This is a genomic window from Chloroflexota bacterium, from assembly GCA_016197225.1.
In the GTDB taxonomy this organism is placed as follows: domain Bacteria; phylum Chloroflexota; class Anaerolineae; order Anaerolineales; family VGOW01; genus VGOW01.
Window position 1 is genome coordinate 38,474 of the sequence record JACPWC010000031.1, and the last position, 25,382, is coordinate 63,855.

13 protein-coding genes are annotated in these 25,382 nt (G+C 54.2%); 11 read left to right on the plus strand and 2 right to left on the minus strand.

Annotated elements, in window-relative coordinates:
* Positions 1 to 96 precede the first annotated feature (96 nt).
* Together HYZ49_05765 and HYZ49_05770 are read left to right on the plus strand one after the other, a co-directional pair.
* Entirely contained in the window at positions 97 to 393 is a 297-nt protein-coding gene (locus HYZ49_05765) for a transposase (GenBank protein MBI3241784.1), read from the plus strand.
* The gene (locus HYZ49_05770; GenBank protein MBI3241785.1) at positions 390 to 1,256 is read left to right on the plus strand and encodes an IS3 family transposase; all 867 of its coding nucleotides are present in this window, start codon (positions 390 to 392) and stop codon (positions 1,254 to 1,256) included. The genes HYZ49_05765 and HYZ49_05770 overlap by 4 nt, the downstream gene beginning before the upstream one ends.
* Before the next feature lie 99 nt (positions 1,257 to 1,355).
* On the opposite strand, the gene HYZ49_05775 is transcribed toward HYZ49_05770, so the two are convergent.
* Both HYZ49_05775 and HYZ49_05780 read right to left on the minus strand, forming a co-directional pair.
* Complete coding sequence (locus HYZ49_05775; GenBank protein ID MBI3241786.1) at positions 1,356 to 2,345, minus strand: phosphodiester glycosidase family protein; 990 nt, start codon at positions 2,343 to 2,345, stop codon at positions 1,356 to 1,358.
* A 66-nt stretch (positions 2,346 to 2,411) separates the two neighbouring features.
* A complete protein-coding gene (locus tag HYZ49_05780; protein ID MBI3241787.1) occupies positions 2,412 to 3,230 on the minus strand; it encodes a hypothetical protein in 819 nt (272 codons plus the stop codon).
* 718 nt (positions 3,231 to 3,948) lie between these two features.
* Between HYZ49_05780 and HYZ49_05785 the strand changes: the two genes are divergently transcribed.
* From HYZ49_05785 to HYZ49_05825, 9 genes are all read left to right on the plus strand, one after another.
* Entirely contained in the window at positions 3,949 to 4,164 is a 216-nt protein-coding gene (locus HYZ49_05785; protein MBI3241788.1) for a helix-turn-helix domain-containing protein, read from the plus strand.
* 169 nt (positions 4,165 to 4,333) lie between these two features.
* On the plus strand, positions 4,334 to 7,189 hold the full coding sequence (locus HYZ49_05790) for a VWA domain-containing protein (protein ID MBI3241789.1): 2,856 nt from the start codon (positions 4,334 to 4,336) through the stop codon (positions 7,187 to 7,189).
* Between the two features lie 69 nt (positions 7,190 to 7,258).
* Positions 7,259 to 10,798: a hypothetical protein gene (locus HYZ49_05795; GenBank protein ID MBI3241790.1), complete on the plus strand. Its 3,540-nt coding sequence runs from the start codon at positions 7,259 to 7,261 to the stop codon at positions 10,796 to 10,798.
* Between the two features lie 66 nt (positions 10,799 to 10,864).
* The gene (locus tag HYZ49_05800) at positions 10,865 to 11,563 is read left to right on the plus strand and encodes a hypothetical protein (GenBank protein MBI3241791.1); all 699 of its coding nucleotides are present in this window, start codon (positions 10,865 to 10,867) and stop codon (positions 11,561 to 11,563) included.
* A 2,179-nt stretch (positions 11,564 to 13,742) separates the two neighbouring features.
* On the plus strand, positions 13,743 to 16,304 hold the full coding sequence (locus tag HYZ49_05805; protein MBI3241792.1) for a hypothetical protein: 2,562 nt from the start codon (positions 13,743 to 13,745) through the stop codon (positions 16,302 to 16,304).
* Positions 16,305 to 16,390: 86 nt separating this feature from the next.
* Positions 16,391 to 18,010, plus strand: a complete 1,620-nt coding sequence (locus tag HYZ49_05810; GenBank protein MBI3241793.1) for a hypothetical protein — start codon at positions 16,391 to 16,393, stop codon at positions 18,008 to 18,010.
* Positions 18,011 to 18,024: 14 nt separating this feature from the next.
* A complete protein-coding gene (locus HYZ49_05815) occupies positions 18,025 to 19,851 on the plus strand; it encodes a hypothetical protein (GenBank protein MBI3241794.1) in 1,827 nt (608 codons plus the stop codon).
* 10 nt (positions 19,852 to 19,861) lie between these two features.
* On the plus strand, positions 19,862 to 24,364 hold the full coding sequence (locus HYZ49_05820) for a hypothetical protein (GenBank protein ID MBI3241795.1): 4,503 nt from the start codon (positions 19,862 to 19,864) through the stop codon (positions 24,362 to 24,364).
* 9 nt (positions 24,365 to 24,373) lie between these two features.
* Positions 24,374 to 25,378, plus strand: a complete 1,005-nt coding sequence (locus HYZ49_05825; protein ID MBI3241796.1) for a metallophosphoesterase family protein — start codon at positions 24,374 to 24,376, stop codon at positions 25,376 to 25,378.
* Positions 25,379 to 25,382: the final 4 nt, after the last annotated feature.

Below are 25,382 nucleotides of genomic sequence, written 5' to 3' on the forward strand. Positions count from 1 at the left end.
TTTTACAGCTTGATTATTTGGTTGTGAAGAGTGATCTTCCCCCCGTTCAGTGGAGAGAGAGAAAGTCGTAGTAGACTGAAAGAGGGAGACACACTCATGGGTCAAATCCGTAAGCACTATACACCCGAGTTCAAGTTGGAAGCCTTGCGCCTGGCCGAAACCAGTGGCAAGCCCGATTCGGAACTGGAACGGGACTTGGGGCTCAGCAAAGGTTGCCTGGGCCATTGGCGACAGGCGCGCCAACGCAACGGCAAAAACGCCTTTCCGGGTAAGGGTCACCTGACTGAAGCCGATGAGCGGCTACGCCAACTGGAGCGGGAGAACGCCATCCTGCGCCAGGAACGGGAAATCCTAAAAAAAGCTATCGGCGTGATCTCACCCAAACAGCCATGATCTACGCCTTCATCGACGAAGAACGCGAGAGCTACCCGGTGGTCAGGCTGTGCCGGGTGCTGGCGGTCTCGGCCAGTGGCTACTATGCCTGGCGCCAGCGCCCGCCCAGTCAACGCCGCCTGGCGGATCAGGGGCTGGTGGTTCGCATTCGAGCGATCCAAGCCGGCAGTCGGCAGACCTATGGCAGTCCCCGAGTGCAGGCCGAGCTGAGGGCGCAAGGTGAGCGGTGCAATCACAAGCGGGTGGAGCGCCTGATCCGGCAAAATGGCCTGCAAGTGCGGCTCAAACGACGCTATCGGGTGGTCACGACCCAGGTCGACCCGAGCTTGCCCGTCGCCCCTAATCGTTTGGCCCAGACCTTCCAAGCCACGGCGGCCAATCAGACCTGGTTGAGTGATATCACCTATGTGCCCACTGGCGACGGCTGGCTGTACCTGGCAACGGTGATGGATTTGTACTCGCGCCGGATTGTCGGCTGGAGCTTGGCTGAGCGGTTGACCACCCCGTTGGTGAAGCGAGCCTTGCAGATGGCCGTTGGGCGACGTCGACCGGCCGCCGGGGTTATCCATCATTCTGACCGAGGCAGTCAGTACGCCAGTGCCGAGTATCGGGCGGAGTTGGCGCTCCACCGCCCGGTGGCCAGTATGAGCCGTTCGGGCAATTGCTACGATAATGCCCCGATGGAAAGTTTCTTTGCCACCCTCAAGTCCGAGTTGATTCACCGTTGCACCTTTAGCTCGCGGGCCCAAGCCCGGCAGGAGATCGTGAGCTACATCGAAGGCTTTTACAATCCGACCCGGCGCCACTCGGCGCTCGGCTATCGCAGTCCAATGGAGTTCGAATCTGCCACCGCGTTGGCTTAACTGACTCTCCACTTTATAGGGGAAAGATCAGAGTGAGCCTCTCCTTTGTTGGCAAGAGGCCTCATCATCAGTGGCCGGCGCGACATCTGAAATTCGGTCTTATCTGTTTGTTACTCCAATTGTCTGTGGTAAAGTTCTATCTGATGTAATGTAAGGCGTGCCTTGACAGATCAGCTGTGTTGAATCACCTCCATCGAGCATTATTACTTTGTCGGCTCCAAAGCTTCTCAGTATGTTGGCGGCATCTGCTTGTTTGGAAGTCTTTGAATTGAAGATTAGTATTACTTCGGACTTCCCATTATTGTCTTTGTCATCGATTCCTGCGAAAGTTCTGCCAGTTAGGTTGTTTGGCCCTTTATTAGCATCCTCCGTTAGCCCTGCTATTATATTGGGAGCAGGGGAGGAATAAAGATTATCTTCGGTAAGGGCACTTATATTCGCCATATCTCCCCAGATTTCCAGTATGAGCTTTTGATTCACATATTCCTTGCTACCATATCCATCGCTAACGATTACCTCGTCTATTTTTAGAGGAAATGCTAGAGTAGTGGGATCTACCACTTGTTCATTCACTTTATCTACAAAGAATTGGCCATTTGTGATACAGAAAGCATTGGGATAAGACGAGGAAAAGAGATTCCACGCTGCATCAAGGGGTTGCCGAGCAATTTTGGGATTGTCTCCTTTATATACTCCCTGCCCAGTTCCTAAATCAGTGATTTGCCCATGAAAGAGCTTTACTGATGCTCCCTGAGATAAATTGATTACCTCAACAAAGTCCGGATTCCCTCCTTGATAGTCTTTCCGCCAGAACTCAACTCCTGCGGCAGAAGTGACCAAAACGAAATCTGTCGGCGCGCTTGAAGTGGGCGGTTTGCTTAACTGAGTTGCAAGAGCGATAGCTGTTTGAGCTATCTGTGCAGCTTGGGTCAATTTGGGCGGGGCCTCTGTTGCCACCTTGACAGCCAGGGTAGCCGCTCCCGCGACTTGTGTTTGCAATTGAGCCTGCTCTTTTGGCGTGCAGCCAAACATGGCGACGAGCAATAGAGCCACGCCGCATATAGGCCACCAACTACGTTGATTCAACATAGATGGTATTACCTTTTTGCGAGTGGTAGAAACAGGCTCATCTTTCAAGAGGTTTGTGGTGATGCTTCAGCTACCCTTATCTTTCGCAGGTGGCTTTGGCAATTGCTCGGATAAGGCGGCGGCAGTTGAGATGATAATGCCCGCAACAAATGCCAACGCAAAGCCAGCCATAGTCACCCATAACCCTGCGCCAAGATTCTGTACCTGAACCCCGACGCTGAAGTTAGTCATCGTGCTCGTCATATAGCACAGCAGAGGCACAAATCCAACAACCGCCGCGATGGTCAAACTGCGTGCTGTGCGGCGACGCTGTTCATTTGTGATTTTTAGAGACTGAATGAGTCGAAGCCCTGTTCGGCCAATTTGGAGACCCATCAGCGGAGTGAGAGTCAGAAAGACAGCGGCGGCAACTAGCACAAGCGTCAACAAGAGTCCTAAAGCCGCTAAGCCACCACCGCCGCGCTGTGTGCCAATGCCAGCGGAGCTCACTAGAGACAGCAGGACTCCAAAAACAAGTTGAACGAATGCGCTGAATCCGCTGACGCTCCCCTGAATTGCTAAAAGGGGAACGCTACAGGTGAACCAGGGTAGAACGAATCCTACCAGCACCATACCTGCACCGATAAGTGATAGGCAACCACCGGTTGCGGAACCACCACCCTCAATAAGCGGCCCGACACTGCTTACGTCAGTTTCTTGCGTTGCCCCTGCAGTTTGTGGGGATAACCCAGATGTATCCAACTTTACCGGGCCAAGCGCAATTGTGGGTGGAATTTTAATGCGCCCTGTCCGAATCTGTTGGAGTACAGCAACACCGAAGCCACCTAGAACGCCCCCAACAAGTAGCCCCAGTACGCAAGTGAATGCCAAACCAAGTACATCCATTTGAACCTCCTATGTGTGAAGCGATTTGTCTCGCGCTTGGAAAGCACTCAGATTGTGTGAAAACCATGGTTGGGCGCTTTTTGGCTTGCAGGACTCTGACCTGCCCGACCTCTTGCCGTCATGAACAAAACGCGGCTGGTCACAGAATACAAAATTTTCAAACGGGTGTAAATTGACGATTTGCTGAAAAGCCTAGACATTTGTAATGAATTATTGTTTGCCGCCACCCTGAACACACCTGCTGAAAAGTGAGGAGTGGTTGCGCCTGAAGCAGGCAGAAGAGCCAAGTCGCCCCGCAGAGCTCTGGCACCCAAACACCCGGCCTAATATAAGGCGGCTGTTCTTCGTGCTCACCAAAATCTTACACTATGCTCGCCAGCACTGTGTCGGAGAGCGGAGCTAACAGGCCCGAATGGTCTGAATTATTTAAGATTCATTACATTTGTCTATTGACTCATGGCTTGTAATGTTATATTTTTTTATATTAGATTGTCTTTAACTCATTACAAAAAGAATTGAAACGACAATAGCCAATCACGCCTCCCTGGCAACGAATTCGTGGTTGGTTGCAGGATGCGGGAAGCCAAGTGCTTGTGCTGGCATGTTGCTTGCCTTGATTCTACCGCAAGGCATAGGGTGGAAGGCGAAAAGGAAGAGGAGATGCGGGTAAGTGGTATGTGTAGCCTCTTTACTGCCGATAAATGGGTTGTGAGTTCCAATGGCCAAAGATTCTACCCCTAACAATCGTGAGACGCTGATGACAGTGAGGGATGTGGCAAAGTACCTGAAAGTCAGCCCTGCAACTGTTTACAAGTTGGTCAAAGAGGAAAAGATTCCTTGCCATCACATAGGTCGTCTATGGCGCTTTAAGAGAGTAGAAATAGACGAATGGCTGGTAGAGAGGCAACCATTGATCACCAAAGCTGATCAGTAGAGGCACACATTCCCAATGAGCAATTCCTTGTTCTCCAGTCTTGATCGGCAATATCAATATCAGGGGCGCAACAGCCAGAAAGTGCAAGCCATCCATGGTTTGCGACAACCATTCGCACGCATCAGTTCATCGCTTTGAAAATTACTCCAAATTATAGAGGGACAGAGGCATGAGAAATACTACCCGTATCACAGTTTGCCTTCTCATTGTGTTTGTCGACATCTTTTCTCTGACTGGCGTCTCATCTGCGCTTGATTCTGCGCCCAAATCCAATGTGGAAATTACAACAGAACAACAGGCGGCATGTTGGGGACTGGATTTGATCATCCTGGTTGATCAGTCTTACAGTATGTTTGCGACTGTGGATGAGAATACAGGGGAATCGCTGACTCCTAGTGACCCTCTTGGTTATCGTTACGAAGCAGTCAAGGATCTTTTAGAAAGACTAATAGACAATCGCTTGGATGTCTGCCCTGAGGCTTTGCACCGGATCGGCGTCCTTGCTTTCGGCGACACTCCCAAGCCGGTTCTCAGCGATGGCAATGTGCTGACAGATATTGACGTTACGGCATCTACCGATCTGAACATCTGGCTTCAAGAGTATTTTGAGCGGATTGATGAGGCGGGGAAAGACCGAAGCCAATCCTTGACAGATCCGCGATCGGCATTTCAGAAAGCGGATCTTATTTTTAGGGAATCGCAAGAGCTGCCGGACCCGCCAAATTACGCGCCACGCCGCCATGCAGTCGTTATGATTACAGATGGCACTCCTACTGGCATTGGACAGTTTGATGTTGGCAATTACATGTGTTCGCTGGCACGCGATCTTAATCAGCCCACCTGGAGTGATCGCTCTATTTGGGTAGTTGCGATGACAGCTGGCGTAACCCAAAGCAACCGCTACTTAGATCAGGTTGGTTGCGGGGAATCGCTAGGTGATGATTGGCGAAGCATTGCCAAGGTGCATGGGGGTCAGGTAATTGTACAACCGTACAACGAACAGGCTCTTCAAGCATCTATACGAGTGATTGTTGATAATGAGCTAGGCCAAGCGGGTGAGCCGATTTCTTGTGGAGAGATTTTTTATGTTGACCCGTATCTTCAGAGTTTACAACTAGTCTTTTTCCGATCTAAAGAACTAACTACTAAAGTGAAGTTAGTAAAACTGGATGAGCAAGGCAATACTATCTACAAGTTTTCAAACGGCGTTGAAGAACGTCTGGCCCCGGCCCTTCTGGGAGACATGCAACTTTCGAAGTATGCTGAGAAACGCAACCGCGAGGAAATCGTATTTGATTTCCCCGCGCCTGGTGCATGGCGCTTTGAAGTGGAAAGTTTGAGTACAGAAGAGTGTCAGCGGCGCTATCAGGCAGTAAAGGCACAGGCGGTAGCTGAAGCAACATTGGGCAGCCCAAAACCGAGTGGCTCAGGATTTCTTGCGCAACAATTCGACGCACCTTACTATGACATAGACGATCCTATTCCATTCGTGGTGCGGCTGAAATCCGACAAGGGCGTCCCAATTAAATATGATGATAAGGGCAACTATCCGCTTACCGTTGTCGCGAATCTCGCCTTGCCTGCCGACGCCCTACTCCCTTCCGATTTTCAAGCTCCAGGTGAAGTCGAATTGTATTATTCTGGCGAGCGAAGCGAATGGAGTAGCGCACACCCGACAGATCCTTCCAAATCGGTTTACGCCGTTGCGCCAGTCGAAGGCACTTATTCTTTGAATATCACTGGCACTACGGTTGGCGGCAATGGAGAAATAGGTTATCAGGCATTTAGTCAAACATTAACATATACCGTCAAGAAATTGGAACGCTTTAGCTTTTCAGTTGAGTCGCCTGCAAATGGAGAAACGCTCCCATGTAATAACGTGCAAGAGGGACAACTTGTCAACATCCCAATTCAAGTATCGATTCAGGTGCGCGGCGATGACGGAACGCTATCGAGCAATTACATCAACTCCGACCTTGAACAGGCTTTTCAAGCGAAAGCGTTGAATGCGAACGGTGAACCCCTTGGGGTCCCGATTTTTCTAAAACCACAAGGAGACACTGGCATATTTGTAGCAGAATTGCTTGACGATCAGATCGGCGGCGTAGCCTGTGAGGGGATGCGGGTACAGGTGCAGTTTGTGGGTGGCTATCCAATTGACTTGTACACCATTTCTGATAAAAAGAAAACTGAAGAGGTCTTTCTGACGCGCTCGTTGATTAATGGGGTTAACGTGAAGACAATTACTCCCTCCGAGCAATCAACACTGGCTTTGCACTCAAGTTTTACAAATGGATGCTTAGGTAGTATTCAACCTGTCGAGTTAGAGTTTGTTTTGGAAGACCTAAGTGGTAATCCTCTCCGGCCCGATGAAGTGAATGCGAGCAGGCTGGAAGATTTGTATAGTATTCGCTTGGTTGGCCCGCAAGATAACGAGCCGGATTTGCAACTCACTACGGTAAAAGACGGCGACCGCGTGTATTTTATGGCGATGGGTGGGCTGACAGCGGCAGATGAAGGGGCGTATGAATTTGAAATTACTCCGCGCCCCGAGGCATTTGCATCAAATTACCTGCCTGCTTATCACCAACCGCGGTTGATCAAATTCGAGCGATACGATCAATTTTGGACGCGGCCATCCACTTGTCAAACATCTCTTGGCATCAGCGGGTTTTTGTTGGCGGCTTTGGTGGGAGCAACAATTTATGCATTGACTGGCGGGCCTGGTGGAGCTATCTCCATCGTAGCCCTAGGTAAACCATCTGATGTCAAGGCAGGGCCGTTCAGACTGGCAACAAGACGCTTTTTCTTAAGGTTGCGCAGGCCACAATTTGCTGAATTTGGGATCAAGGAAATAAAGTACCGCAAAGCAACAGGGAGCAGTGGCGAGAAAGCTGTCGCAGTAGACATCATTGGGGCTGCCGGTGAAACTCTGTACACTTATGTGCTGGAAGAAAGCGATCTTGGTAACCATGTTGAAAACTCAATGCCGCTTCAGGATGAGGCCATTTTGTATGAAAAGTGATGCTGACCGCCAAGATGGTAGTTGGCAATCTACTACTTTACAATCCACATCATTTTAAAGGAGAAAACCATGTCAAGACCTGGATTGATCATTGGACTGGGTGGTACTGGCCAGTGGGTACTAACCTGGCTTAAGCGCGATCTTCTTTTGTCGAATAGCGGGCAGATGCCCAAAACATTACGGTTGTTGGAATTCGACACGGCCAGGCGCTTAGAAGCTACGGCTACTCGCATCACCGAGCGCGGCGAGAAGGAAGAAGCGGCTGCTGTGGGCGGAGTAATGCTTGATGCAATGGAATTCATCCATATTGGCGGCAATGCCTTAAGCATGGTGAAAGATATGGATGAAAAAGGGGCCTACCCGCAGATTCGCAAATGGTTTAATGCTGAAACTTGGCTGCGAACCCAAACTCAGGCAACGTTCAATCTTGACGAAGGCGCCGGACGGTTGCGGCAATTCGGGCGGCTGGCAATTTACAAGGATGTGCTAGGTGGCGAAGTTAAATCAGTAATCTGGCGCGCATTGGTCAACGCCATGGAGGGCGTTCGCGCAAGCGCCACCCAACAACACCCTCTGGAGATCATGTTAGTCGGCTCGTTTGCCGGGGGCACTGGCTCTGGCACATTTATCGATATGGCCTTGATTCTGCGCCTGCTGGCCAACAAATATCACATTCCGCACGTCATGCGCGGCATTTTCGCCCTGCCGAGCGTGTTTACTACCCAACCTACGGATGACATGAAAGCCCGCTGTTTCGCGGCCTGGCGCGAGCTTAATCGGTTTATGGTGGTAGATGAAGAGTTCTCGATGCCGGAAGTGGCTTACATTGAGAACAATCAGAATTTTAGCGTGCACCCTAATCAACGCCTTTTTGATGCCTGTTATCTGGTTGATGGGCGACGGAACGGCCAACCGTTGACAGACGAAGCCAAGACCGGCGTTTTTCCTATGCTGGCCGAGGCTATCAGCGCATTCTTAGACGAGAACGCTGGAACAGCATATTCGGAATGGATCTTGACAAATCTGGCAACCGAGTATGCAAGGACTCCCAACCTGCCAATGTACAGCGCCATTGGCGCGTTTACCGTTCAAGTACCGGCCTACTTTGTCGTCGAAACATCACGTCATGCGCTGGCCCAGAACATTTTGCTCCAACTGCTTAGGCCTCAGCGTGAACCGGACTCGGAAGGGCGTCTGTCAGCAGGCGATGCCGGGAGGTTAATGGCATTGGCGGCGCCTGACAAAAACGGGGAAGATCCGGGATTCGCCGGTCGATCGCGAAGTGGAAACCTGTTTACTGAAGGCATAGATTCCAATGACCAGATAGAAAAACCGTCTGTGTTCCTGCAGCGCGTCGGGCAACTAATAGTTGACAACAAGGAGAATCAGAAAAAGGTTGCCAACATCAGCCGTGTCGCAAAAGCAGGCGCTGCGGCTTCTAACGAGGCCGCCGCACGTGATGGATGGCTGGGCTATTTTGTGAACTTTGGCCTGGATCAGGAGCTTGTCCAACTGCGCAAAGATATTGAGGAGAATCTAAACGTTGTTATCCCCAAGCGTTACGGAAAAAGTGATGACAAAGAACCAGAGGATGCCCGACGTGCTCGGTTGAAGAAAATTTCAGAGGATATGCTCAAGCTGTTTGGAGCAGTTAAATCTTCCGGCGAAGCGGAATATGGCGCGACTGGCAAGTTGCTCGGGGAAGTTACCCGTACTCAGCTAAGATTTTTCCAACGATTGGTTCGGTCCCGAGTCGCAAAAATGCTGATGGGTCGCTCTGAGGAGAACATCCTTGTCTCTCGAAGTGGCAAGCTGGGCTACACCTATGATTTTTTCGATGGCGCAGTTAAGCTACTCGACGAAGCACTTGAATTTATGGAAGCTGTTCGCGCCGAACGTGAGCGGATGACTCCAGAAGCCAAGTTGGCCGGGCTGACACAACAAGCGCAGAAGATGCTCACCGAGAGCATGGGCAAGAAATTATTTTGGTTCTGGGAGCATCCCGATGTTCTTAAGTCCGAGCAGGCCTATTTGCAGGCACAACAGCGCACAATGCAGTTGCGCCGCGAGGAAGTGATGCACGTGTTCGTAGCCGAAACTCTGCGCCAGATGAAAGAAATCTGCGTTGAGGTGCGCGATGCCCTGCAACGTTGGATCTGGCACCTGGCGACTGGCGACGATGCCAGCGGCCTGCCGGGACTCTGGGAAGGCGTGCGTGCCAGCCTTGAGGAAGTTCACGTTGCGCACGGTTACGACAAAACGGCAACGAAGGTACAAATGATTGTGGCTGAGGCAACTATTCCGGCTACCGATGCCGACCTTGAGCGCGCTCTGCGACAATGGGAGTGGGAAGCATCATTTGAAGGTGCGCCCTCCAAGTTCAGCCTACAAGCCCGCATCCGGGCTGAAGCGGTGGACAGGGAGGACAAAGACCTGCGCGACCCTGCGGGTGGGGCCTCGAGCCAATTGCGGCGCGAAATCAGCACGACCAACCAATCTGCCCTGTTGGAACTGGCTGGCCGGCGCTTTGTTGGTGTCGCTGTGGCCACAACTGTTGCTGATCAACTGAAGAGAATATACGGATCTTCACCTCGGAAGCTTGCTGAAGAAGTCGCTGAAGTGAGCGCCAAACCGCTATTTGAGGGGCCGACAGGCGCCAACCCGCGTAAACAAAGCAATCTTATCCGCATCATGGCCGACCCTAATGATCCCTTCTTTACAGGCGAGAACGGCCTGGAAGGTATTTTGCGTGGCCTACATCAGCTGGACAGGCTTAAACGCGGGGACACCTATGCAATTCAAGTGGTCGGTTCTGAAAATCCATACAAGATGACGCTGGTGCGCACGGACGACTTGTACGCCTACGATGCATTTGATGCTTGGACACAAAGCCTCGCTTCGTATGACCAGCACCGGAAGAACCGAGAACTGCTGGATCCGGTGCTTATGCACAACTTCGCCGCCGAAGCCAATGCCGTTGGCTTCGAACGGCGTATTCAACGCAAGACGTTCAAGCCCCTGCACCCGCGGGTTGTGATGATCATGGAAGACCTCAAGGCCGTGCGGCAATTCGTTTATCTTGGCATGTTAGGTTATATCAAGGACGACGCGGCGGGACGCCTCTACAAGTGGGATTTGAGTTGGGAGCAAAACGGCCGCAAACGTGCATTCTGGCTCACTCGTGGCTGGGATGCCGAACGCGATCAGGGTCGCCGCGTCAAACCCAGTCTGCTTACTGCATTGCATGGGTATGCCATCAAGCGGGTCAGCCAACAAGAAGACCAGGATACTCCCATTGACTTCGAATTTGCCGAGCGGCTCATCAACGGCAAATTGCAGGAGTTGGGCCCGCAAGGTGAGGTTGAATTGCTGGAAGACAAAGGCCTGGGGTTGGTGGAATTCTTGAATGTAACGGCCTATGAGTATCCTGACGACAAGGGAGGGTTAAGGCCCGACTACGCCGACCTGGCCGATTTGGCCGTGGTACTGGAGATGATGATCAGTGATTGGGTGGCGGATGCTAAGGAACGGACTAGCCGCACCGCCACCCTGGGCGAACAGGGTAATCGCCCAACAAGCCCTTTCGGCGGGCGAAAGAAGAACGAGTAACTATACTCTGAACATAGATGTGAGGGGCAGGCGTTAGCGAGCGCGCCTGCCCTGCAGCGTGATAGCATGGAAGGTTCTTCAGTATTGGGGTGGGTTTTAGGATTCTCAAGCCAATTTGTTGGGGGCTTGCTTCTATTGCTTCTCGAATACCATATTTTCCATCCGCGTCACAATCAATTTATCGGAACCCCGCCACCTGCACCTAACCCGATGCCAGAGCGCAAAGTAACATCTTATCCGGTGCCAGCTTTCTTGCTGGCTCTGGGTTGCTTGAGTATTGGCGCGATGTTGAAAACTGATGACAAGATCGGAATAGTTGGGTTGTTGATTTCGGCAGTAACACAAATAGGATTGCTTATATTGGCAGTTTTCTTTGGGCTGAACGCCATATTCCCTGTATCAGGTACTGCGGGCATCGTTACCGGTATTGTCGTTGCAGCGGTGTTCATAGATCGCCATGTTGATGCGTTAATTGGCCAATTATTGCTCGAACGGCCATTGTTCAGCGGAGTTGCAGGGATCATTTATTCTTTTGCAATTATTCCGCTGGCTAACCGATTGCTGGATACGCACTCTGTCGGGCTATTGACATTTCTGCTTACTTGGATGAGCTCCATGACACTGTGGGATGTATTCCTTTCTGGGAATATTCTGGTCTGGATGGAGTGGTGGTCGGTCGGGGTTACGTTGGGCCTGTTGCTAGGGGTTATGTTGTTGCCAACACACTTTCACAACCTGCTCATCAAGTTAGGAATGGATCCATAAGTTTTAGGCGCACTCATTAGTAAAGATTGCCATGGCTTGTTATTGTCGCTATCGGGTGACTATGTGTCGTTTGCTCGCGTTCATGGTGAGCGCCGCATTGCTCATGGCCGCTTTGCCTGCGCCCTTTCAAGTAGTCTTCGCGTCCACACCTGCCCCGACTACCCCACTGCTTCAGACACCGACGATTACTCCTGTTCCCTTACCATTAACGGTTGCGCAACCGGCGATTGATGACGTGGTGTCCGTTGGCAGAATCCAAGCAGAACCCAGTCAGCTCGTTCCGGGGCGTTTGGCGCAAATCAGCTTGACTTTGAAAGGGGAACAGGTTGGAGGGTGTTACGGAATCCCACAACGGGCGCTTGATGTGGTGCTGGTAGTAGATAACTCCCCCAGCGCGGGTACCGACGACCCCGGCTCTAATCTGGCTCAAACGTGCGCCAATCTGAGCAATTTTGTGGCGCAAACTGATCAAGATGTTATATCACTCGATCCTACGACCTTTGTGCTGGAGTGGCTCAAAGATCCTCAATCTCCGCCGACATCCTCCACGCACTCCCGCATAGCAGTGCTGGCCTGGCGTCCCTCAGGAACCTTCTATCTGGACACCCTCACTGAGAATTATAGCCAGGTGTATTCTTCGCTCGACAATCTGCAACCCGGCGGTGCCGCTTCTTTAGCCGAAGGTGTGCGTTTTGCCTTGAGCCACCTGAATGAATCAAAACGCCCTTCAACTATCCCGGCGATTGTGCTGGCGGTTCATTCCGCTCAAGGGTTAGACGATCAGTTTTCACAATCTCTTACAGAAGCGCAGGCCCAGGGTGTTCAAGTGTTTGCGTTCGTTGAAACTCGGGGCATTGTGAACGGCGTCGAGCCATTAACGCCGAACACACTTTATCCATCGATGGCTCAATCACAAGTCATAGAGACGTTTTCGGCGCAATCGCTCCGCCGGGTTTTTGTGCAAATGACGGGTGGAATACTGGAGGATAGCGTAGCCCAGGATATTTACGTTGCCTCTCTACCTTTTCCGGCAGACGCCGCCACCGTGGAAAGTGTCGATTTTGGCTTGCCAATACGGAGCTTGAATGCCGCTGTCTGGCGGAAGGCCTCTCTAAAGGATGGAGAGACCGTTGAATTGAATTACGAAATCTCGGTCAACGCCCAACAAAGTTTGCCTGCCTTATCGCTCAACACATTTATCTTTCACTTGGACTGCAACGGGTACCGGAAAGTCAAGCCGGATAGCCAGTTGCTTTTACTCAAAGAAACCTCTACTCCCACTGTCACACCCACACCAATTGCCTCCACTCCTGCGCCTCTGACGCCTTCTCCAACATCCACGCCAACGATTACGCCTACCCCTTTGCCGGACATTTATCCCGAATGGGGCGGTAGGGTGACAGCCCACGTGCCCGAGGAAGTGAGTCTTGAATGTCCGCCGTCCGCCGCTACTGAACCGACCTGGATAGATATTCGCCCCGAAGCCAACCCTCCGCCGCACCCTGGCCATGAACCGATCGGAGAAGCGTTTACTATCCAAGCCAATCTAGGCAATGACTTGCCCGTTACACACTTTAATGAGCCATGTGTGTTGTATGTCAGTTTACCGGACAATGATCCGCGAGTGCAGGCCGGCTCGCCAATTGACTTGTTTTTCTGGGATGAGTCCCTACAAACCTGGATCTTAATTCCTTCAACCCGAGTCGCGCCGAACTTGCTAATCGCGGAAATCGACCACCTGACCCTGTTTATGATGAGGCAGGCTCAGCCGACCGTTACTCCTTCTATCACTCCCTCGTTTTCACAAGCTACTCGCCCGCCTCCGGCGCTTTCAGCGACACCTGCGCCTTTTGACTCTACCGGGCCGACCGGGCTACCGCCTTCGACATCGTCGCCGCCAACGTTGTCCGGCCCGCCTGGTTGGCCGCAGGTCGTTTCATTTTTCGAGGCTTTCGGGATGAATTTGGCTGGCCTGAGCGTGGCTGGACAGTGGATTCTGTGGGCTATCATCATCTTGCTAGTAGTCGCTTTACTGATTTTATTGGCTTACTTGTTGTATCGGTGGTGGCACGGACGGCGACAACCACCCGTTCCTGGCCCGCCTGAATCGCCACTGATGCCCCATCCACCGCCACCCCCGTTACTTTTTCCGGAGACTATCGTGTCCTGGATTAAAAACTTGACCACTAACAATCGCTTGGAACTTGAATCTCTTACTAGCGACTCTGCTCAATTGCAGGATACTGTTTTAATTGGCATTGGCTCAGCCGGGCGCGAAGTGTTGAGCCAGATTGCCGAAGCGCTCAATGCCCGCTTCGGCGTTCAATGGCCGTCCAATGTCCGCTTGCTGCAGATTGATATTCAGATACCGGGTGAAAAACTGGAGCCGCCGCGCGGATTGGGAGTGGGCCAATTTGTAGCTCTGACTCCTGACTTCCAGAAAGTTGAGCAAAGTTTGAATGACTCTGACTGGCCCGTTCATTGGGAATGGTACCGCCGCGCCGCGCCGGATTTTGGCCGGGCGCGAGGCCGTCTGGCCCTTTTCCATGACCTGCGCGATGGCCGGAGTGGATCCAAGTTGTGGGGCGCATTGGAAAGAGTGTTTCAAGGACTGCCGTCGCCGACTACGCGGGTATTTAGCGCCGCGTTCGATGACGCGGGCAGTGGCATGCTGGTTGATCTTATTCATCTGATTCAATTGGCGGCAACCCGGTATGTGCCGGTGCAGTTGTGGCTGGCCGCGGCGTTTACCCGTGACTGGCCGGGGCGTCTGTCAGAACGCAATCGCCCTTTGCGCCCCGACGAACAACGCGAACGCATGCTGGCGACTTTGAGTGAACTGGAGCGTTTCCAGCGCAATGAGCGGGTGGAGTTCAACTACGTGCCGCCCAATCATCCTCAAAGCCAACTTCGTCAGACTCGTGAGCAGGCGCTCGTCGAAACGCTGTTCCTGTTTGAGATGCGCGATCGGACCACGCCCGAGGGCGATGTGCTGGCGGCAATGGCTGATGGCGCTCTGGCTCTGCTAATCCCGACCGCACATCAATTGTTGATGGATACTTTGAACCGCCGACGGAGTGATACGACTGCCCGGATTATGAAGGAGGGGCAGGGTTTTGTTTGCGCGCTGGGCAGTTGCGCCCTGCGTATCCCGTCGGGCGCACTCACCCGGGCCCTGGCGGCGCGCATGGTGCGTGACTCGCTGTTTGAATTGGGCATTGGCCTGTTGCCGGTGGAGCAATGCGATTTGCCCACCGGCAAGTATCGGCAACTGGAAGAGGATGTGGAACTGGAGAAGCTTACGGGCAAGCAATTGCTTGACGAAATTGAGGCCCTGCTCAAGATTCATCGCCACCGGTTTGGCGAACCGGCGTTTGCCGAGAGAGTAGGCCAGCGCGTGAGCGAGTTGCTAAACGGCAGTTGGCAGAAGAGCGGAAATGATTTCAGCCGCCGCCGCAAGGGCTTGGCGCAGGCCGCAAAATGGTTGGAACAACTTCTCAAACGTTTGGATAGTAGCGTGCCGCTGTCCACTCGCAACGGTATCAAAAAACTGCTCGACGAGATTGGTGAATGGGATGTTTTTTTGCGGAACACACTGTACCCGGTTTGTGCGCAGAATTTGGAGGCGGCACAGAACGACCTGGAACGCTTGCGCCGGCAAACGGCCCGCGATTGGGTGATAGATGACGATCTGGAATGGCGCACTTATCGCCGCAACATCCGCGCGTGGGATGAGCAGGCCGGTGAGACGACCAGCCCGCTATTGCGCCTGGCGGCCCGGTTCGGCTGGGACGTGCATGATGGCCAGGTGCGCTTTCTCATCCCGCCCGGCGCATTTATCTGGCAAGAAGATATGGCTCCGGCATTGAATGAGTATGCCATGCAACGTAACGTCAGGCAAATATTGGACTCCCTGATGCCACTGACCGAGGCCCTGGTACACGTCCATAGCCGCCGCCCCGCGCTTGAATTTGCTCAGAACCGCGATCTGGCTCGATGGATCGAAAAGGCCAGGCCGCGCTTACAGTATAACGATGCGGTGGGCAGTGACTGGGTAACGGCAAAGTTGGACCTGCTGGTGGCGCCTGAATCGCCGGCCGCAACCCGCCTGCAACAAACGATGCAAACTGAAGCGCAGATCAATAATTTGCTCTTAGCCAGCCATGCCGATGCCGACCCGGATGCCGTGACCTTGCTCCGGCTTGAGGGCTGGATACCTTTAGATAAGGTCGAACTCTACAGCGATTCGGCCTGGCTGGGCCAGATGATACCCGCGCAACAGTATGTATGGCCGCCGGAACAGCGAATAGCCGCGGTCACGGGAGGAGTTGGGCGGCCCGGTCCAAACCTGTTGCGTTGGTTCGCCATGGACGCCGATCTCATTGAACTGCTGGGGCTGGGCCTGCTCTATCAAGTTTTCGAGCAGACAGAGAAAGGGTTGGTCTTCGTTGAAAGTCAGCCTGATGCCAAACACGTGGTAGATGACGCCGGCACATTGGCGCTGGCTCTGGAAGCCATTTACAACCTACAGCCGCCGCACCTCTGGCGCGCCGACTCCGCCCTGCGCCGCCGCGCGAAACAGGTTATGGAAGCCAAACGCCGCGACATGGCCCGCCAGCGCACTGTGCATCTCAATCAGATGTCTCGTATCCTGATCGAACCTTTGGTCAATAGCCAACAGGCCGTTGAGCAAGAAATTGGCATGTTCTTGCGCGCTTTGAAAGCAAAGGAAACCAGTTAACAGAGCAGGCAAGTTTTGCTTGCGTCAATTTTCAGCATAAGGCATTTGCGCAACGCCGCCAGAGAATAATTTCACCGGAGATTGAAATGACTGATCTGACCCAAAATTCCTCTGTCCATTTACAGCCCGGCGCTGAACTTCAGGGTGAGAACGGCGCCTATGTCGTCGAGCACTATTTAGGCGAAGGGGTGACGGCGGTTGTGTATTTGGCTCGCAATAAAGTGACGAGCGAAAAGGCGGCCCTCAAAGTGCTCCGGTTGGATGCAAGCGAAATCTCGGTGCGGAATTTCTCGGAAGAAGGCCTGATTTTGGGTAGCCTCAGGCTGGAAGGAACCAAAGCCGTGCCGCTCAAGTTAGACCAACAGAAAGGTTCCCTGCCAAACTTTATGGTGTTGGAGTTGGTGGATGGCAAGGAATTCCCTTCACTGGATGAACTGGAAGATAACGGGGTCTTGCCAGAACTCGAAGGGCTGGAACTGGCTGAGCAGGCGCTGGAGGTCCTGGACCGTTTGCACACCGGGCTTCGCCGCACTTACACCGACATGCAATTCAAAAACTTCTGCTGGAATCGCGAAAGACGCCAGTTGAAGGTGATGGACTGGAATCACGTTAGCGCCGGGTACCGTGACCCGGACGATGCCGAGTTTATTGCTTTGCGCCGCCAGGACCTCGCCCGGTTTGCCTCATACATATATCGGTATCTGACTGGGAAACTTGCCCGCGACCAGGGCACAACCGCCCGCGCACTGGAAAAACGGGCCGGGGACCGGTGGAGCGCACTTTCTGCCGGGACACGCCAACTCCTGACCCAGGCCTTGCATCCTAACCCGGCCCGACGATATGCTTCGGCCAAGGACTTTTTGCTGGCTGTAAAAGAACAGCACGGTTTATTAGGAGAGTGGTCAGATGATCTATTCCACGAATATCCCGAGAGATTTAAACGCTTGTTGCAGGAAGCGGAAGTTGAATGGAAGCGCGATCTATCGCCTGACCCGACGCAGGCGCTGGAGAAGGCAAAGTGGCTGGCGCTCGATGAAGCCGAACGGTTGCTGGACGCCCTGGCCCGCCACGATGTTTGGGATCGGGAAACGCTGAATCGTTACCAAGCCCGGTTGCAAAAGATTTTGGAAGGCGAAACGGCCACCTGGGTGGTGGGCCGCCGCCACTACAACGTTCAACAATATGCTGAAGCGGCCAATAGTTGGGAGCCGGAAGCAAAAGCACGCGGGCATATCCATTTGTGGCGATGGCTGATGTTGGCGCGGGCTGGAGCAGAGATGGGTCAACAATTCGAACCCATCCGCCCGGGACTGGAGAGCGTGATTGCCGCTATGAAAGGCGAACGCTGGGACGAGGCTCGGGACGTTTTAGAAGCCCTGCACTCAACCGGCCTGGCAGGCAATTCTGCCTCTATTCAGACATTGCGGGCTGAAACGAACGCTGTGCTAAAGGCGCAGACTGCCGCAGTCAAAGAGTCAAGCCAGCGCGTGGAGGACTGGCAAGCCGCCCTCGATGATTGGCGCGAAGTAGAAGCACAAGGCGCATATATCCCTTACTGGGATTTGCTGAAGGAAGAACGTGATTGGGCGAAATTGCCTGACCATATTGCTGAATTAGACCGCAAGATACGGGATCGTCGGGCGCGATTGTCAGATCGCAAATCGTTAGTAGAGGCTTTAGAGAACTACCTGAACGGTATTGATTGACGAGGTTCAAGAAGATGAAGAATCAAGTTGATGCCCTTACACAATTAGAGCAGGCGTTAGAGCAGGATCCAGTTAACAACTTATTGCTTCAGTCTTGCCTTGATATGGTTAGGCCTCGCCTGGCTGAAAATGATTCTCCGAAATTGCTGAAGCGCGCGGCGGCGATGTTGGAAATATGTTTGCGTTTTGGCAATGGCCTGGAAAGCGAACTAAAAGAGAGCTTGACTGAGGCGCGTAGACGATTGCGCGATCATGCGGACGCCGAGTTCGCCGGGCCTGTGCTTGACTTGATGGAGCAAGCAGAAAAACAGGATGAGTGGGGTGCTCTTCGCGCTCAGCAAGGGCGTTTGCCCGCCAGCGTCCGCGACCCAAATGCCCGAGGGAGACAAACTCGGGCCGCTCGTGAGCGTTACAAGTCTCTGCTCGACAGGCTGGTCACTCGCTACCAAAACGCGCTGGCCGAGAAAAACCTGAATCAGGCCAAACTGCTATTCGACACATTGGAAGACCTGCAGTCAGATGCAGCCCGCCGGGACTCCCTTGAACGCCTGATCAAGGAAAAGGAAAAGGAGCACTTGCGGTTGACAACTGAGTTGCAGACCCTGCATAGAGAACTTGATAATAAGAACAGCCAATATCAGGGATTGGCTGTTGAATTGCAGGCACTGAATTACCAGACTGATCGCGCGAAGGCAGAGCGCGATATTAATCTCAAGCTCGACCATGTTGCCCAGGACTTGCAAACCCTAAGGGAGATTCGTGAGCAACCACAACAGATAGAGGTAGTCCCAGACCCTATCGTGAAGCGCGAAATAGGATCTCTGACTCAGAAGGTCTCGGAGTCCACCTGGCTACAAAGGATCCTCCTAGGTTTGGCGGCAGTGATCTTGCTGGGGCTGGCAGTATTGTCGTTTCTAAGCATACAACAGACACGTAACCTGGCCGCGCTCAGCCAACCCACTGCAACAATTGCAACTACAACCGGACTAGCCCCTCAGAGCGAGGCCATTGCTACTATGTCTGCCGCTGTGAACAGCATAGGCACACAAATCGCTCAACTGCAGGCGCTTCCCACGACGGCGCCGCCGACCTTGACCCCATTAGGTACTCCGCCGCCTGCCCCTCAGGTCCTCAATCTACGAGCGGAATTCGTTCCTGGCCGCCTATATCTACCGCTCGCCCCTTACTACGATTTGCCGCCGGTGCAGATCAGCGCTCCAACCTTTACTGGGATTCAACTCACCAAGGATGATTCTTCGGGCGCTCTGCTGGTCTCCGGTGCCATAGACGGACAACTACGTCTCTTGCTAGAAAATGCAGAAGGCAAGTATTGGGTAAGCGATTCTGGGGGGATTAGCGACGTGCCTTTCGAGTTGAAAGGTGAGTTTCAGCAAGAGATCTCCGGTGAAAACGGCACTTCGACGCCATCTGGCCAGTATTTCTGGGTGCCTGACCAAACCGAGAAGCCAATTCTGATTGGGGACTACACACTTTGGCTTCAGGTTACTAATAATGGAGAAGTAATAGCCCAATTGCCCTTAGCTTTGGCTATTGTGTCTTTTTCTGAAGATAGACTCGTGGTTGTAGTTGAAGATGCGGGTTTTTATAGCTCTCGTGAACCATCTAATATTGATTCTACTAAAATACCGAATTATCCGTATGAGCCACGAACGACAATATTCGGAGTAATCGGAAAAACAAACATAAACAATATTGAATACGTCAAAATCATGCGTGATGGTAAGCGTGAGTATGTTTGGATAAAACCAGTTAATGCACTACTTGTTATGGGCAACAAACAAAATCTATCAACAGAGAACATTCCTACCTTGAACCCGTAAGGTGGCACCTATGGCAACTAACAAACGCGAAGTCCTGCTTCGAGCCATCCAAACCCGAATCAAAGTTGTCCCGGCGGACGACGACCGGACCTTTGACGAGCTTGACAGCATCAGGTCCGAAGTCAAGCGTTGGGACGGGGATGGCGAGCCGCCTCAGGCCGCCCGCTTGCGCGAGCTGGGTGTGGAAGTGGACGGCACAAGCGATGTGCCTCCTCCAAACCAACTACTCCTCTCCAAATCCGACCTGGACCTCATCGAGAACGGCTTTCGTAACCAGTTGGACAACGCCTCTTCGGAAGAGCATCGCGGGGAGTTGCGGCGGGTGCGCCAGGCCGTCAAGGGCTGGGCGGCCAGCGAGCAAAATGGGCCTCTGCCCTTTGCCGACCAACTCGCCGCCTGGGGCATCTGGCCGCCCGCAGGCCCGGAACTTGGCCTACCAACACCCGATGCTCTTCCTGAAGCGGATCAACCGACAAAACCCGAAACGCCCCCCGGCCCCGACCCGGACGACGCTCTGCGGCCCGAGTACGACCAGGCGTTGGCCTTGTTGGGCAACGAACAGTATTACGAAGCCGCCAAACGGTTGAAGTCCCTCAGCCTGCGCGCGCGCGCAGGGTTGCTAACCGAACTGGAGCGCAAGCTGACGCAGGCCGAAACCGAATTGAAGAATCTCGAAAACCGGCTCATTGCCGAAGCCGAGCAGGTGTCCAAACGTTATCACGAAAACTTTGACCGGCAACAGGCCGCCTGGGAAAAAGTCAGCGATGTCAATCCCGGTTCGGCCCGCGCCGAAACGGAACTCTATGCCTTGAGCCAACGGCGCGCCCAGCGCGAAGTCGGCAGAGCCTTGCGCGATTGGGAAAAGGAACTGGACCGGGCAGTCAAGAGCGAGGATTTGTCCGCCATAAACACCATGCTCGGCGAGGTAAGCGGGCAACAAATTGATGACTCCTTGTTGACTGACGAGCTTCAGCAACAACGCTCACAGTTTAAGCGAACCCTGTTGGAACAGCAACGACAGGTGCGAAAATTATTGGGAGTCGCCAGTACGCGGGTGGTGCAAGAGGATTATCTCGGCGCTTACCTCAACGCCCGCCAGTATGTCGAACGTGGCACAAAACAAATCTACGACGAAAGTGGAGCTTTTGGCGGCGGCCTCATCGAGACCTTGTTTTTCTTTGAGAAAGTATCTGAATTGCTCCTCGACTCGTTGCGGACCAAGGCCGATGAACGCACGCGTCAGGCGCGAAGCGAACGCGAGAACAACCCGACCCTGGCGCGCCGGACGCTGGAAAACGCGTTGGAATTGCTGAATGCTAAAGGCGCGCTCACTCAGGATCACGCTAATGCCCTGCAACCGTCGCGGGAAACAATCGAACACGAACTTGGTCTGGTTGAAACCGCCCAAAACCGCTACGACCAGGCTGGGCAAAAACTGGTGTCCGCTCAACAATCTGACGATATGACCGAGCGGCTAAACCTTCTCGCGGCCGCCGCTGAATTGTTTCCCAATTACCCCGGCCTGAGGGAGGCTGAAGACACTGCCCGCTCGGTGCTGGCCAGCCGGGTGAGCAGTGAGGTGGCTTCGGCCATCCTCGAAGCGCGGCTGAAGGCCGAGGCGGAGTCGTTTGAGGAGGCCCTCAACCTGATCAGCGCCAAACGCGAGATGGCGTTGCGGAAGCCCGTCGCCAGCAAGGCATTCATTGAATCTCCCTGGCCGCCGCCCGGCTCGCAACTTGAGCAAACTCTGGGCGCGCTCGAACAGGCGGCCCGAGACATTACCAACAACCAGCGGGCTTACAACACCATGCAAGAGACGCTGGCTGAAGCCGACCGGCGCATTGCCCAGGGCACGCCAGAAGATTTAGAGTACACCGCCAACTTGCTTGCGATCCTGCCAAAGACGGCCCTCGAGCATAAGCGCGCGCTCGAAACTCAGGCCCGCCTGGCCACTAAACGCGGTGATCAGGCCAACTGGGAAGAGGGCAACCGCCATTACCGGCTTCAGCAATGGCAGTCGGCTGAAACCGCGCTTCAACGGGTGGCGCAGGGCGCGTCCAGCCAAAAGGATGAGGCAACCCGCCTGGTCGGGCGCATTCAGGCAGTGTTGCAAATGGAGGCGGGGCGGGCCGCCGAAGACCAGCGCGAATGGGGCAAGGCCTTAAGTCACTACCAAACCGCCGCTCGCGGGTTTGTCGAACATGGCGCGGATGAAATCGTTCAGGCGACGCGCGATCAGGCCGAGCAAGCGCTAAAACGCCTCGAACCGCTGGAAGCCAACGACCGCCAGGCGCGCAAAATTCTCAAACAGGCCAGCGCCGACTACGAGAAACTGCTCGCGCTCTCGCAGGCTCGCGAAGCGATGCGCCTGCCGGATAAAGTCCGCCCTCTGAGCGACTTCGCCAACATGGTTGCCGGCCTTGAACAGGTTGCCAAGGGTATGTCAACCCTGAATAAAGAGGCTGATCAATTGTTGAGCGACACTCTGGAACTGTGGCGCAAGACCTACGTGGCCGGGATGCAAGCTGCGCTGGGTTGCGAGAATGACGAGATACTAACCCGCGCCCTGAAATTGGCCGGCGAACTGCATCCGCATGGCCTGCTGTATCGAACCGAAGACATGCGCCTGGCGCGCGATTTACATCTCGAATTGCTTGACCTGCGCTATCAAACCCTGATGTCGGCGGCGGAGCGAGACTGGCTGGCGGTTGAAGACAACCGCAAGCAAAAGCTGGATACTCTCCACGCCCGCCCCAAGGAGGTTGTAGCCGAATTGCAAACCGCCCAGCGCGGGCGCATTCGGGCCGAGACGAACCGCCGTGAACGAACGGACGCCAAAGACGCCCAACGCTATTTGGAAGGGGCCGCAGAAGACTCGCTCAGCATCCGGTCCGACCCCCAGCTCATCCAGCTCCTGGTGGAATTGTGCTGGCGCAACCAGGACTGGCTCGCCGCCGAACGCGCGACCCGCTATTTTGGCGAAAATCTGCCTGAGGCAGGAGGCGCCGATCTGCAAAAGATCTGGCTGGACCTCACCAAAGCGGCGCAGGCCTTCGCCGAAACCAACCCCGAACTGGGCCGCTCACACATTGATCAACTGCGCAAAGGCAACTACTCCAACGAACAACTCAATCTGTTCGACGCCAAAGAGCGCGAGCTGGTCGAGGGCCTGCGCGAGCGATTGGTGAGAGAGGCGCAGGCCGCCGAAAAGAGCGGCCTGGACGACAAGCTATTGGAAGCGGCAGAGAAATATGCCTTGGCCCACAGCCTGGATCCGGAACATGAGGTGGTCAAGACGGCGCTGGGCCAGTTGGGCCGGCGACTGAAGACCGGCATCGAGAGCCGTTGCCAGGAAGTGAAGGGCCTCAAAATCGGCAACCGGCCTTTAGCCAAGGCCCTGGAAGACGCCGACAAGCGCCACCAATCGCTTACGGCCTTGACCAGCGTGGCCGGCCTGCTCGGCCTGGATGACGAATTGAAAGCGCAAATGGAACTGGCGTTGGACGGCCTGCAAAAAGTGCGCGAGACCTGGCGCAATCTCAAAAGCCACCTCGACGATTTTGACCGGAAACTGGCTGAAGCGCAACACATACCGCTCCCGCTGGATCGGGACAACAGCGGCGGCTGGGTGCTCGACGAGGCCGAGTCGCCGCTTCGTAGTGTCGAGGCAATTGCCCGCCTTCAACAGGAAGCGCTTCGCCTGGTTGAACCCCGGCGCAAGAAATACGACGAGGCGGTTTCCACTGCCCGCGCGCTCACCGAGCGAATCGAGCCGCTGATGCTGGCCGTTCAACGTGAGGAATTCGAGCAGGTCATCGAGCAGGCCGAGGCCCTCGAAAAACTATGGCAAAAGGCGGCGTCGGCCGACTGGGCCGGCCTCGAAACCCTGATCGGCTACCGCTACGAGTGGGCCACTAAAGAAACCAATCATCCGCGCGAGCATCGCGACATGGCCGACAAGCAAAACAAGAATTTCATCCGCTGGAATGAGTGGGCGGCCAAAACAAACAAACACTTTAATGAGTTGCGCCGCGCCGAGAAAGCCCTGCTAAAGAAAGAACTGGCCGAATTGGTTCAAGACAGCGAGTTGAAAGACCTGCTCAAACAGTGTGACGACGCCCTGAGCGCCCACCGCGTGCTGGAGAGCGTTCTAAGCGAGACGCCGCAGGCCGAACCGTTGAGCCGGCGCGCTGAAGAGGCCCGCGAGAGTGTGTCGAAGGAGGCCTACATTGAGCAAGCCGATGACATCAATAGACGCATCCTGGAATTGAAGAAGGCGGCGGGCGACCGGCAGAAAAAATTTAACGACGAGTTCAAAAAGTTGAATCAGGCATTGGCCGGCCTCAAAAATCCGCCACGGCCCGGTATTCTCAGCCCCAATCGCTCGTCAACGCCGCCTTTGGGCAATATCCAGGTGGCGCGCACGCTCTATCAAATTTGCGCTGACCTGGACCCGCTCAACGATCAACTGCCCAGAGTGAAGGATTATCTCGATACACTGCCGGGGAGTTAAGGGGGGGAAATGCGATACGCCATCATCAGCGATGTTCACGCCAACCGTACTGCCTTGCGGGCGGTGGAAGAAGCGGTACGCCAATTGCGGCGCGAGCTTATGAATGAAGAAATAACTTACTGGTTCCTGGGCGATCTGGTCGGCTATGGCCCGGCGGAAGAAGCCCTGGAGTGTATCCGCTGGCTGAGACGGGAAAGCGGCATCCCGTTTGATCCCGACACTAATCTGGGCGAGCGCTGGGTGCCGGGCAACCATGATGGATGGCTGGTTTCGCCCGGCGAACAGTTGCGCCCTGATGCCGTAGCCACCTTGCGCCGCCAGATTGATCTATTGCAACAGCCCGGTCACGAGGAGGACAGAGAGTGGTTTTTTCGGATCGTGCGGGCGGCCCTGCATCGCCAGCCGGCAGTAGATCAGCCAGATGTCTTGGGCGAGGAAACGCGTTCGCTGGTGATAGAGCCGCACGCCGTACTCACGATGGCGTTTGTGCATGCCTCGGTGTTTCCGGCAACGCGGCGGATCACTTATTTATATCCATGGCGTCAGACGTTATTGGCCGAAGATTTGCGCCAGTTGCGGATGCAATCGCCGGCGCCTATCTTGTGCTTGTTTCATGGGCACACCCACTTCCCGGTGTTTGCCCGGCTCGGCGAAGATGGGCAGACGGTTGTGTTTCAGCCGATCAAGTACGGCCAACCGATCCGGCTGAACGAAGGATGCTATGCCATCAATCCCGGCAGTGTTGGCCAGCCCCGCGATGGCGATACGCGGGCCGCTTTCGTAATTCTGGATACCGAGGCCGGCACGGTGGAGTTTCGCCGCGTTGAATACGATGTCCATGAAGTGGTGCACAAACTGAATCGCGAAAGCCAGCAAGCGCCCCACGAACACAGACAAGTCTACCAGCCATTGGTCGATCGCTTGCGGACGGCCAATGGCGGCGAGGAACTTCATAGTTATCGGGGCATTTATCGTTCCCCGGAGTGGGATTTAGAGGTCGTCAAACCGGCCTGACATT

What these genes read in the sequence shown, in the direction of transcription:
- HYZ49_05765 (MBI3241784.1), top strand. Translation starts at nt 97, where the DNA reads ATGGGTCAAATCCGTAAGCACTATACACCCGAGTTCAAGTTGGAAGCC.
- HYZ49_05770 (MBI3241785.1), top strand. Translation starts at nt 390, where the DNA reads ATGATCTACGCCTTCATCGACGAAGAACGCGAGAGCTACCCGGTGGTC.
- HYZ49_05775 (MBI3241786.1), bottom strand. Translation starts at nt 2,345, where the DNA reads ATGTTGAATCAACGTAGTTGGTGGCCTATATGCGGCGTGGCTCTATTG.
- HYZ49_05780 (MBI3241787.1), bottom strand. Translation starts at nt 3,230, where the DNA reads ATGGATGTACTTGGTTTGGCATTCACTTGCGTACTGGGGCTACTTGTT.
- HYZ49_05785 (MBI3241788.1), top strand. Translation starts at nt 3,949, where the DNA reads ATGGCCAAAGATTCTACCCCTAACAATCGTGAGACGCTGATGACAGTG.
- HYZ49_05790 (MBI3241789.1), top strand. Translation starts at nt 4,334, where the DNA reads ATGAGAAATACTACCCGTATCACAGTTTGCCTTCTCATTGTGTTTGTC.
- HYZ49_05795 (MBI3241790.1), top strand. Translation starts at nt 7,259, where the DNA reads ATGTCAAGACCTGGATTGATCATTGGACTGGGTGGTACTGGCCAGTGG.
- HYZ49_05800 (MBI3241791.1), top strand. Translation starts at nt 10,865, where the DNA reads ATGGAAGGTTCTTCAGTATTGGGGTGGGTTTTAGGATTCTCAAGCCAA.
- HYZ49_05810 (MBI3241793.1), top strand. Translation starts at nt 16,391, where the DNA reads ATGACTGATCTGACCCAAAATTCCTCTGTCCATTTACAGCCCGGCGCT.
- HYZ49_05815 (MBI3241794.1), top strand. Translation starts at nt 18,025, where the DNA reads ATGAAGAATCAAGTTGATGCCCTTACACAATTAGAGCAGGCGTTAGAG.
- HYZ49_05820 (MBI3241795.1), top strand. Translation starts at nt 19,862, where the DNA reads ATGGCAACTAACAAACGCGAAGTCCTGCTTCGAGCCATCCAAACCCGA.
- HYZ49_05825 (MBI3241796.1), top strand. Translation starts at nt 24,374, where the DNA reads ATGCGATACGCCATCATCAGCGATGTTCACGCCAACCGTACTGCCTTG.